General features: G+C 66.1%; 7 protein-coding genes. All 7 read left to right on the top strand.

Annotated features, from left to right (window positions below; translation table 11 throughout):
• Window positions 1-987, top strand: a 987-nt coding sequence (locus VFA06_RS22310) for a DUF3387 domain-containing protein (RefSeq protein ID WP_324842627.1), incomplete at its 5' end; no start/stop codon positions are given.
• 180 nt (window positions 988-1,167) lie between these two features.
• The gene (locus tag VFA06_RS22315; RefSeq protein ID WP_324842628.1) at window positions 1,168-3,627 is read left to right on the top strand and encodes a DUF262 domain-containing protein; all 2,460 of its coding nucleotides are present in this window, start codon (window positions 1,168-1,170) and stop codon (window positions 3,625-3,627) included.
• Between the two features lie 919 nt (window positions 3,628-4,546).
• Window positions 4,547-5,239, top strand: a complete 693-nt coding sequence (locus VFA06_RS22320; RefSeq protein ID WP_324842629.1) for a polysaccharide lyase family 7 protein — start codon at window positions 4,547-4,549, stop codon at window positions 5,237-5,239.
• 452 nt (window positions 5,240-5,691) lie between these two features.
• Window positions 5,692-6,606, top strand: coding sequence for a hypothetical protein (locus tag VFA06_RS22325; RefSeq protein ID WP_324842630.1), 915 nt, complete (start codon window positions 5,692-5,694; stop codon window positions 6,604-6,606).
• A gap of 77 nt (window positions 6,607-6,683) precedes the next feature.
• The gene (locus VFA06_RS22330) at window positions 6,684-8,372 is read left to right on the top strand and encodes a right-handed parallel beta-helix repeat-containing protein (RefSeq protein WP_324842631.1); all 1,689 of its coding nucleotides are present in this window, start codon (window positions 6,684-6,686) and stop codon (window positions 8,370-8,372) included.
• A gap of 52 nt (window positions 8,373-8,424) precedes the next feature.
• Window positions 8,425-9,621: a glycosyltransferase gene (locus VFA06_RS22335; RefSeq protein ID WP_324842632.1), complete on the top strand. Its 1,197-nt coding sequence runs from the start codon at window positions 8,425-8,427 to the stop codon at window positions 9,619-9,621.
• A gap of 1 nt (window position 9,622) precedes the next feature.
• Window positions 9,623-11,710: a right-handed parallel beta-helix repeat-containing protein gene (locus tag VFA06_RS22340; protein WP_324842633.1), complete on the top strand. Its 2,088-nt coding sequence runs from the start codon at window positions 9,623-9,625 to the stop codon at window positions 11,708-11,710.
• Window positions 11,711-11,784 lie beyond the last annotated feature (74 nt).

Raw genomic sequence — 11,784 nt, forward strand, 5'->3', positions numbered from 1 at the left:
ATGCTGACCGACGTCCCGTGGCGCGCCGCCCTCGATCGAGCGGCGAAAGTCGGCAAGTACCTGCCGGCCGTGCTCTACCTCGTCGACCAGTTGCGTAACCCGCAGCTCCCGGACAATATCGTCGACCCTGGAGACGACGACCTGGGTACCCGCTTCCGACACGAGTCCTCCCGGCTCGAGCGGCTCTACGCCCTGTGCTCCGCCCGTCGCGAGGAACTGCGCGACCTGGTCGATGACATCCGGTACTTCCACGACGTCCGCGTTTGGATGCTCAAGTTCGACGCCGACGAGGCCGAGGCCCGCGGCCTGCCGACTCCGCGCGGCGTGGAGTTCCTGCTCCGGGAGCTAGCGGCGCGGGCCATAGAGACCGGAGGCGTCACCGACTTGTACGCGCAAGCCGGTCTCGATCTGCCGGACCTTAGCCACCTGGACGCTGCGTACATCAAGAAGCTGCAGGAGTCCGCGACCCCGCACCTGGAGATCGAGGCGCTGCGCCGGCTCGTGGAGAGCCGTATGCGCAAGGTCAACAAGCACAACCTGGTGCGTCAGCAGGCATTCTCCGAGCGGCTGCAGAACCTAATGAACCGCTACCGCAACCAGCAGTTGACCAGCGCCCAGATCATCGCCGAACTCGTCGAGATGGCGAAACAGATCCACGCCGACGAATCCCGCGGCAAGACCTTCAGCCCACCGCTCGACGAAACGCAGCTCGCCTTCTACGACGCCATCGCGGAAAACCCCTCCGCAGTCGACGTGATGGGCACCGACGTCCTCGCCCAGATCGCCCGTGACCTCGTCGCCGCGATGCGCCGGGACCTGAAGACCGACTGGCTGCAACGCGAGGCCGTGCAGGCGAAACTGCGCACAACGATCAAGCGGCTGCTGCGCAAGTACGGCTACCCGCCGGACAAGCAGGCCGGAGCCGTCGAGCTCGTCATCCGTCAGGTCGAGACATTCGCCGAGGAATGGAGCGAACCGGACCACTGACCGCCCATGTCTGGCCGTACTTGCCGGCCAGACATGGCGATCACAGCCCGCAGGTTGAGCCCTGATATATGGTTGCTGCGTACTCCGCCTGCCATTGGCAATGTGGGTGTCACGTGGAAGTACTGAGGCTCAAGGCAGTTCTGATCACGCCGGCTTGAGCGCGTGCTGAGGAGGGGGACCATGGAAGCGTATCCGTCTGATCTCTACAAGATTTTCGGGAAAAACGTCAGGTACATCGTCCCGCTGTACCAGCGCCCGTACGTCTGGAATGCGGAAGAGAACTGGGAACCGCTGTGGCAGGACATCATGGACGCGGTCGCTCGCGTCGGTCGCGCCGACAAGGCTGAGGCGCCCCCGCACTTCCTCGGCGCCGTCGTGCTCAGCCAGCTGACCATCAGCTCGAAAGAGCCCGATTCACGACTGGTTATCGACGGCCAACAACGCCTGACGACGTTGCAGTTGTTCCTGGCCGCCGCCCGAGCGGCAGCCGCGGCACGCGGCTTCGACCGGGCGGAAGCTCTCCTCACCGAGATGTCGCAGAACAACCCGAAAGTGTACGACGCCGACAGCGACTTGATCTTCAAAGTGTGGCCCACGAATGCGGACCGCGGTCAATTCAGCCTCGCGATGCGCGGCCAGCCGATCGACGGGCGTATCGGCGAGGCGTATCAGTACTTTGGCAAAGTGATCGAAGGTTGGCTCGACGGTGCCTCCGACGCCGAGTCCGCGATGGACGACATGGTGTTCGCCGTGCGCACGGCGCTCTCTCTCGTCGTCATCGATCTCGCCGGTAGCGACGACGCGCAGACGATCTTCGAGACCCTCAACCATCGAGGACGCCCGCTCCTCGCGGCCGACCTCATCAAGAACCATCTCTTCCGGGCGGTACTCAAGAACGGCGGAGACGGGGAACAGCTCTACCGCCGGTACTGGGCTCCGTTCGACGAGGACGCGTGGCGCAAGGAAGTAGGCATCGGACGCGTTTACCGGCCGAAGATCGACATCTTCCTATGGCATTGGTTGACGATGCGCACCGAACGTGAAATCAGCGTGACCGGGCTGTACACGGCATTCGCCAAATGGTTCGACGATGAAGCCGCACCGCCGGCCGAAGAGGTCTTCGAGCAGCTCGCGCGATTTGCCCGAATCTACGAGGGTTTCGACTGCTACCCGTTCGACAGCGTCGAAGGGCGCTTCTTTTACCGGCTGAGAGTGCAGCAGGTCACTACCGCTATGCCTCTGCTGCTGTTCCTCTACGGCTTGCATCCGACCACGCTGAGTCGTCCCAGGCTGCTGCGGGCGCTCAAAGCCATCGACACATTCCTCATGCGCCGCGCTGTCTGCATGCTCTCCACCAAGGACTACAACAACGTGTTCCGTGCGCTGCTCGCGGATGCGAGTCGCGAGCCCGAACATGCCGATGATGCCATCATTCGTTCGCTGCGCTCTGAGAAGACACCGACCCGACGCACGCCAACCGACAGCGAGTTCCGAAGCGCGATCGAGGAGAAGCAGCTGTACGGCGACCTTTCGCAGTCTCGGATCAGAATTCTGTTGGAGGGTATCGAGGACAGGCTTCGAACCGGCTTGACGGAGAAGCTGGTCGTCCCTTTCGGGGAGCACGCCGCCGAGAAGCTGACCATCGAGCACGTCATGCCCCGCAGCTGGCGCAAGTACTGGCCGCTGGACCCTGACGCGCCCGAGGATGCGGCCGACGAGCGCGATCGACTGGTGAACTGTCTGGGTAATCTCACCCTGCTCACGGACAAGCTCAATCCCAAGCTCAGCAACGCCGGCTGGGAAACCAAACGCAAGCAGATCAGCGAGCACAGCCTGCTGCGCATCACGACGGGTTCGATTCTGAATCCCCCTCGCGGATACGAGCGCCATGACTGGGCCGATACGTGGAACGAGGCTCGCATCCGCATCCGTGGTTCGCACCTCGCGGATCTCGCGGTCTCGGTCTGGTCGCTGCCGGCTGTTGACGAGATGTCCGACGAGCCGGAGGTGGACGAGACGCAGGCCGCGCTCGAGTACTTCAGCGAGACGCTGGGCGGCGTGTACACCGAGCTCGGCGAGTTAGAAGGCCGAGTCGACGACGCCATTGCGGAGTTCGCGCACGAAACGCTGCAGCAGGCGATCGGGGAGGCGACGAGCCAACTGCTGTATGCGGGAGAGCTGAGCGAGAACCTTCGACTCGTGCTCGACGAGACCTCGCCGAACGGTCTCGAAGGTCCAGCCGACAACGCTCCGGCATCTCCGCTCGATGGCCCGCCGACCCTGGTCGAATCAGACCTGCCTGCACTCGATCCTCAGTCGAAGTCCGACTACGACTCATTTTTGGAGAACCTGCGCGAGAGAGCAGGTCTGTGCGGCGGCCACCTCCGGGCGCTCTTCCGGTACGCCATGGACCTCGTCGAGGCGGTAATGGAGGCAGGGGCCAGCGGATCAGCACACGCCCTCGGCCGTTATGAAGGCCTGTTCTTCGAGGTGGGCGACGAAGTTGAAAGCGCCTTCAGACTCTGGGAGGCATGCGTCGGCGAGCTGTACAACGAGGACCGTGCCGAGCTCGGTGCCTATGGGCTGATGGTTGAACGGTCGATGGCGGCTCTCGCCGCCTTCGGATCCACCGCGCAATGACCACCTCGGCGATTGAAGCGAACTGCTTCGTCCCCTGATCCCGGCGAGCGGCGAGAGTCCGTGCCCAAGGACTGTTTGAGAAGTGGCGTCCTGCTGTGTCGGCAGCCTGTCCGGAGGACGGACGTCACGCGCAAGTAGGCCGGAGGGACAGGACTCCCACTTGCAATCCGGGACTCTTCCAAAGCGGTGTGCCCAAAAACATGGTTCCGTCTCGTGGCCGAGCTACCCGATAACGGCGTGCGCATCACTCGGGCCTGGCACGCTCTGGGGAGTCTCGAAGCCGGGCTATTACGGATGGCGGCACCGGCACCCTCGGAGCGTGGGATTCGGCGCGCCTGGTTGACCGATCTGATCGGGCAAGATCCACCAGGCCTCCCTCGGAGCGTGGCGCAGGGCACGAGGTTGCGAATCCTGGTCAGTGAATGGGTCGCGACTGTTTCAGCGCTGTAGACGTGCCGTAACAACCGCCTTGCTCGTCGGGGCGTGGGAGAAAGCGTGCAGACTCCACTGCAACATCCATATGTGTACCCTCGCACTGCTTGGCGATGTTGGTGGAACACAGCCACGCCTCTCTGGGGCGGCGGATGAGCGTAGAAGGTAGGAGGCGGGCATGGCGCGGCTGGGGCGGAGCCAGACCGGGGGGCGGCGCGGCCCTGCGACAGGTGAGGCGCGGGGAAGCAGGGGCGAGCCGGGTTCGGCGGCTTCAGCGGCTTCAGCGGCTTCAGCGGCTTCAGCGGGCTCGGCGGGTTCAGCGGGTCCGGCGCCCGTCCTTGCCGTCGTTGTCGCCGGGCTCTTGGTGGCCGGTTGTTCCGCGGCGCGGGGGGCCGCGCACGGTCCTACGTCATCGGCGGCACCTTCGGTCACCTCCGCCGCGAGCACTCCGGCGCTCGCCGGATCGGGGTCGCAAGATGGCTGGTCGGTGACACCCGTGCCGGTGCCGGCCACGCCGACTACCGCCCAGGTGTCGCTGTCCGGCTGGAAGCTGACCCTTCCGGTGAACACGGCGGGCCTCCTGAGTGGGACGGCGCGGCAACTAGCCGCGGCGTCGATCGACGCGCCTTGGCTGGTGCGCGGCGCTGACGGCAGCCTGACATTCTGGGCTCCGGTCGGCGGGGCCACGTCCGCGGACTCCACGCACTCGCGCACCGAGCTGGTCGCCACCACCGACTTCACGCTCGGCAGCGCGGTCCACACGCTCAGCGCCTCGCTGGCCGTCGTCCAAGCGCCCACCGCCTCAGCAGACATCTGCGTCGGGCAGATCCACGGCGGCGGCCCGATAAAGTCAGTGCCCTTCGTGCTGCTGCACTGGCGCGACGGGAACATCGTGGTGGTCGTCAAGCAGGTGCTGCACGGCTCGACCGCACAGAGCCGCGTTCTGCTCACCGGGGTTCCGCTCGGCGCTCGGTTCGAGTACACCATCGCCGACGACGGCGACGGCAACCTGACCTTCACAGCCGCTTATGGCAACCAAGCCCGAAAAGCCACGGTCCGGGCGCCATCTGCCTTCATGGGCGCGGATGTCCGATTTCAGGCCGGCGATTATCAGCAAGCGGTCGGCGGCCCGGCGGGCGACGGTGGCCGGGTGACCTTCTACGATCTCGCCTACTCATAGAACGATCTTGATCGCGCTGAAGTGTGAAAACGGCATTTCCGCAAAGGCTGGCCGGCGACTTGCACACGCGCGTTGAATTCTGCTAAGGCCGGCGACAGTTCGGCGCGGATACAACCCAATGCTTTTCCTGCCGTTAACACAGCGTCCTTCCTGACGGCCGCTCACGTGTGCTAGGTTTCTCGTCAACGCTCGGAGATGCTCGCGTCTGTCGATGGCGACGCGCGGCACCGGTGGAACTGTGTAGTGTATTTCAACGTTTTGCGTTGGTGTACCGCGCAGGGGGGTAGGGATCGACCGCGACGAGGCGGTGCAGCTAGATCCGTTTTTTATCTCCTTTACATGTACATCGGTCGTCGGGCGACCGGTGTGTTGCTACGACGCCGTCTGGTGACGGTTGCCGTCGCACACTTTTTCTGTTCTGCCTCGTGGTGTCTACCTAGGGGGATTTCTTCATGGAATTGGCGCGCATTTTCATCGTCGGCTCCGGCGTGGTCGGAAAGGCGACTGGAGAGGGATTCCTCGCCGCGGGGCACGAAGTGACGTTTATCGACGTCAACCCCAGCCGGCTGGCATTCCTGCGCGATCTGGGGCTCGACGCGCGCGACGAACTCGTACTCGCCGACGAGCGCCCGTCGTTCATCTTCCTCACCCTGCCGACGCCGAACGTCGGCCACCGGTACGACCTGTCCGCCTTCAGCGCCGGCACCGCCTCGGTCGGCAGGGCGCTGGCCGGCGCCGAGGCCGAGCACACGGTCGTGGTCCGCTCCACCGTCCCGCCCGGCACCACCGAGGGCCTGGTGAAGGAGACCCTTGAGCGGGAGTCGCGCAAGAGCGTGGGCGCAGGCTTCGCACTGGCATCCAACCCCGAGTTCCTTCGCGCCGCCTCCGCCGCTGAGGACTTCCGCTGGCCCTGGATGACAGTCATCGCCTCCCGGTCGGTGCGCACCATCGAGCGGCTCACCGAGCTGCTGCGGCCGTTCGGCGGGGACCTGCGCACCTTCCGCGAGCCGGCCGCGGCCGAGCTGCTCAAGTGCGCGCACAACATCTTCAACGCCACCAAGATCAGCTTCTGGAACGAGATGTGGCTGGTGGCCCGGGAACTCGGCCTGGACCTCGACCCGATCGCCTCGGCCGTGGCCCGCTCCGCCGAGGGCTCGTTCAATCCGGAGTACGGTATCCGCGGCGGCGCGCCGTACGGAGGCGTCTGCCTGCCCAAGGACACCCAGGGCTTCCTCGGCTTCGCCGCCAACCTGGGCGTCGACATGCCTCTGTTGCGCGCCACGGTCGAGGTCAACGACCGCCTGGCCGCGGTGGTGTCGGGCGAGGTCGCCGCCCTGGAGGCGGACGTCGACGAGGTCCCGGCCTGATCCACTCCCGGATCCCGAAGCCCGCTCGCGCAGCAGCCTGCCGGCCCTGCGCGAGCGGCTTCCTCACAGAAGAGATCATGGCTATGAAGCCGAAAAAGTCTGCTGCCTGGGTCGCGGCCGCGTTGGCGCTCGCCGTGTCAGGCTCCTTCGTCGTGTTCACGGCCGTGCCGGCGCAGGCGACCGCGTGTAGCAACGCCACAGTCCGCTACGCCAGCTCGAGCAACACGATCTACCTGATGTCCGGGTCGAGCACCTTCGACTCGCTGCTGGCGCTGTGCCCGGCGCTGCCGATCGTGCAGACCGACCCGGTCGGCCATGTCTGGGAACTCGAAGCCAACATCACGGTGCAGAACGGTGCCACGCTCACGATCGACGGACCCGCGGCAGGCGGCGACGTCGCCACCCTGCGCATGCGCAGCCTGGCCGACGATCTGCCCAACGACGTGGTCGAGATATACGCGGACTACGGCACGCTCGCGTTCGGCTCAGTCGCGGTCACATCGTGGGACGACGCGGCCGGCCGTCCGGACACCAACTACACCCTCGCCGCTGGGGAGCCGGACACCGACCGGGCACGCGCCCTGATCAAGGTCTCTTCATATCTGGACTCGAACAACGTGGCCCGCGAGTCCACCATGAACATCGACGGCAGCGACTTCGGTTACCTCGGCTACTACGCGGCGGAGAGTTACGGCATCTCGTACAAGGGCGAGGGCTGCGACAAGGACCACCTGTCGGTCTGCGCCGCGGTGCACGTCTACGGCAGCGAGACCAACAGCACCTTCCACAACAACTACATGGGCACCTATACGTACGACTCGCTGAACATGGTGTTCACGCACGACGAGTACGCGAACAACGTCATGTACGGGCTCGACACGCACGACGACTCGAACAACCAGATCGTCGAGTACGACCACTTCGACTACAACGCCGACCACGGCTATATCTGCTCGCAGCGGTGCAGCGGGCTGATCGTCGAGTACAACGAGTCCGATCACAACGGCCTGGTGCCCTACTCCGGCCCGAAACCCCCAGGCGACGACAACTCCTCGCCGCAGATCCACGGCATCATGCTCCACCGCGGCGACACCAACGACGTCATCGCCGACAACTATGTGCATGACCAGCCCAACGGGGCCGGTGTCGCCGTCTTCGACAGTTCGAACGACACGATCCGAGACAACACGCTCGACAACAACTTGTACGGCATCCGCCTGAGCGTGGGAACGCAGAACCTCGAGTTCGACCGCAATCAGATCTCCGACAGCTCCCAGTACGGCGTATTCAGTTACCAGGGAACGGATTTGCCGGAGTACACCAATCCCTCCGGACGGCCGCAGAACATCACGTTCAGCGGCAACACGTTCACCAACACCGGTTCGAACGCGTTGAAGCTGACCAGCTCCGACGCCTTCACGTTCAGTGGCAACACCTTCAACGGCACGCTCGTCAAGGGCTTCTTGATCAGTAACACCACCGGCGTGGTGTTCAGCGGCAACAACCTGCCGGCCGGCCTGCTGACCAGCGCGTCCGCGGACAGTCCGCAGACCTCCGACTTCACCTACCAGAACGCCTCCGGCCCGCTTGCGATCCAGCTCGACAGCGACTCGACGGCGACGTTCACGAATCCGCCTGGCACCACCTACCGGGTGACCACTTCATCCGGCGGTTATGTCAGCAGCTTCACGCAGCCCGCCGGGACGCTGAGCCTGACCTCGACGCAGGTCGGCACGGGCGTGGTGACCGTCACCGCGAGCCAGTGACCGTGGCGCACAACCAGGCGATCCAGGCCCACCGAGGAGAAACAACCCGGCGATGACCTTCCTGCTCCGCTACTATCTCGTCTTCTTTCCCCTCGGGCTGCTGGGCCTGTTTCGCTGGACGATGTGGCTGCTGCGCCGAATTCCGGCCGCACTCTACAAGCCGATGCGCAACGACTTCCGGCTGCCACTGTCGATCGTCGTCCCCGTATACCAGGAGGACCCGCAGATCTTCGCGTACGCGATCGAGTCCTGGCTGGCGAACAACGTGGACGACATCGTCCTGGTGATCGACGCGACCGACGACGCCTGCATCGAGGTCGCCAGCCGTTACCCGGTGCGTGTGGTGATAACCGACGTCCCGGGCAAGCGGGACGCGCTGCGCCTCGGCTGGGAGAACTGCACGACACCGCTGGTCGCCCTGGTCGATTCGGACACCATCTGGGCCTCGGACGTGGCCGAGGAGGTGTGCAAGCCGTTCGCCGACCCGCGGATCGGCGGGGTCGGCACCCGACAGAACGTGTACAACCCCAAGGGTTTCCTGCCGCGGATCAACGACATCTTCCTGGACTACCGGTACTTCGACGAGAACGCAGCGCAGACGGTGATGGGCCGGGCGGTCTCCTGCCTGTCCGGGCGCACCGCCATCTACCGGCGGGAGATCCTGCTGGACATCTCGGACGAGTTCATGAACGAGACCTTCTGGGGCATACCCTGCATGTCCGGGGACGACAAGCGGCTGACGACGCTGCTGCTCGAACGCGGGCACCTGACCTATCTGCAGCGCACGGCCCGCGTGTGGTCCACCTTCCCGAGCACCTGGAAGGTCTTCTACAAGCAGCGGCTGCGCTGGGCGCGCAACACCTGGCGCTCGGATCTGCGAGCCCTGTCGAAGCGCTGGGTGTGGAAGCACCCCTTCCTCGCCTTCACCATGCTGGACAAGGCGATGGGCGGCTTCACCCTCTTCTTCTCGCCGACGTTCATGGTCATCGGCCTGGTAGAACGCAACTGGTTCCTGGTTGGCACGCTAGCCGCCTGGTGGTGGATCAGCCGGTCGATCAAGGTCCTGCCACACCTGCGCCGCCGCCCGCAGGACTTCTTCATCATGCCCGGCTACGTGCTGGCCACCTTCGTCATGGGCGCTATCAAACTCAACGCCCTGCTCACCATCCGCAAGCAGCGCTGGCTAACCCGGCAGGTCCAAGTCCAGAACGGACAGGTCGTGCGCACCACTGTCAAGGCGGGCAACTGACATGGCGAAGGCGAGGAACGGGCTGCGCCAGGCCCTGACCACTTCCGCGGCGACCGCCGCCGTGCTGGGCGTGCTGCTGATCCAGGCCGTCTGGGAAGCTCCCGCGACAGCCGGCGCCACCACGACCGCGGCAGCCGCCGCCTCCGGCGGCACGACGAAGTATCCGTCGCCGACCAAGATCGCGAAGGATCTCGCGCACCAGAAGTACCTCCAGCAACAGCGGGCAGCGCACGCGAGCGCGAACGCGGCCAAACGCGCCGCCGAGTTCGCGCGCGCGAGCAGGATCAGCCAGGCGGTCTGGATCAGCAACGGACGGCCCGCGCTACTCACCGTCGTCGGGCCGACCCGCGTGTACATCGTGCGTGACGGCGTGCTGCAGTTGTATTTGGCCCGCCCGGCCGGTCCACTCTCCGTGCAGTGGCTCGCCGAGAACCTGCCGGACCAGTGGGTCTCCTGGCCGGCACGCGGCGTGGCCCGGCTCAACTCGGCCCTCGTCGTCATCGACGGAAGCGCGCTGACCGCGGACTCCGGCGACCTGTCGACCCTGCAGTTGGTCGACGGCGCCTGGATCCGGGTCTCCCGAGGCTCCTTCGCGCTGACCGGAGTCACCGTCACGTCGTACGACCCGGCCACCGGCAAGGCGCTGCCGCCCACCGACCCGAAGCGGCCGTTCATCCGCGCGGGGCGCGGAGCGACCCTCACCCTCGACGGCGTCACCGCCTCCGGGCTCGGCAACGCCTCCGGCACGGACGACAGCGGGATCACGTGGGGCACGGGCGCCACCGGGCACGCCACGGCGGTCAAGGTAACCGGGGGCTACACCGGGCTGCGGCTCTCGGGGAGCGTGGCGGTCGCCCTGAAGCAGGTGACCGTGACCGGCTCCGCGAAGGACGGCCTGGTGCTGGTGAACGACACCGGGACCACGCTGGCAGCGGTGACCGCCGACGGCAACGGCGGCAACGGGCTGCGAATAGGGCGAGGCCCGCGCGGCCGGACCGTCTCCGGCCTCGTCACCTCAGGCAACACCGGCTTCGGCGTCGCCGCCGAGAACGCCGCCGGCGTGGTGATCGACAAGCTCACCAGCTCCGGCGACACGGCCGGCGGAGTCGACCTGACCGCGTGCACCGCCTGCACTGTCTCCGGCGCGACCACGACGGGCGACCGGTTCGGCGCCAAGATCGGCCGCGGCAGCAACGGGACCATCGTCACCGGCGGCACCTTCACCGGAGGCGACTACGGGGTCTTCGTCAGCGGACAGGCCACAGGCGTCACGCTGAACGGGATCACCGTGAACGCGGCGCGCGTCTACGGCGTCGGCATCAGCGGGCACAACGTCACGCTCTCCGGCGGAGCGGTCGCGTCGACGGGCACCGGCGTACGGATCGGGCCGGGAGCGGACACGGTCGTGGTGAGCCGGGTGACGGTGTCCGGCGGTAACCGCGCCGGCATCACCGCCGGGGGCACCAACGTCACCGTGTCGCACGTGAAGGTGCAGGGCGGTCACGTCGGCATCCAGGTGTTCCTCCACGCTCACAACGTCCTGCTCGACACTGACACCGTCGACGACGCGCGTGACGCGATCGACCTCGCGCAGGGCACCTCCGCGATTCGAATCGTGAACCCCGCGCTCTTCGGATTCCCGCACGACGGCATCGCGAACTCCTCCGCCGGTCTGTCCGTCACCGGCGGCCAGCTGCACGGCGGCGGAACCGCGATCGAGACGCAGTCCTCGATGTCGCTGACCGGCAGCCAGATCGACTCGGTGCGCGAGGGTGTGCACGTCGCCCGCGCGGTGACCCTCGACGCCAAGCGCATCTCCATCCTCGCCACGAAGACGGGAGCCAGCATCGCGTCCGGCGGCCAGCTGGTCCTCGACAACTCGCGCGTGCTCGCCCCGATCGGCATCAAGGGCGACGTCCGCTATGTGGGCGACAACGTGGTGGCCCTGCCGCCGTTCCCCTGGCTGGGCGTCGTGGCGATCGCCGCGATCCTGCTCGGCTTCATCCTCGAGGCACTGCACGCGACAAGGCAGCCCAAGCGGCGGCCCACGCGCGATGTCGCGCCGCTGCACGTGCACAACGTGGCGTAGCACGTATACGAGCACGATCACGACTACGAGCACGAGCAGAAGCACGAGCGGGTTGACGGCGACCTTCGATTACC

Origin of the sequence: Actinocrinis sp. (assembly GCF_035653575.1) — a bacterium.
Taxonomy (GTDB): Bacteria; Actinomycetota; Actinomycetes; order Streptomycetales; family Catenulisporaceae; genus Actinocrinis.

Coding starts and splice junctions, on each gene's coding strand:
- VFA06_RS22330 (WP_324842631.1), top strand. CDS start 6,684: ATGGCTATGAAGCCGAAAAAGTCTGCTGCCTGGGTCGCGGCCGCGTTG.
- VFA06_RS22335 (WP_324842632.1), top strand. CDS start 8,425: ATGACCTTCCTGCTCCGCTACTATCTCGTCTTCTTTCCCCTCGGGCTG.
- VFA06_RS22315 (WP_324842628.1), top strand. CDS start 1,168: ATGGAAGCGTATCCGTCTGATCTCTACAAGATTTTCGGGAAAAACGTC.
- VFA06_RS22340 (WP_324842633.1), top strand. CDS start 9,623: ATGGCGAAGGCGAGGAACGGGCTGCGCCAGGCCCTGACCACTTCCGCG.
- VFA06_RS22325 (WP_324842630.1), top strand. CDS start 5,692: ATGGAATTGGCGCGCATTTTCATCGTCGGCTCCGGCGTGGTCGGAAAG.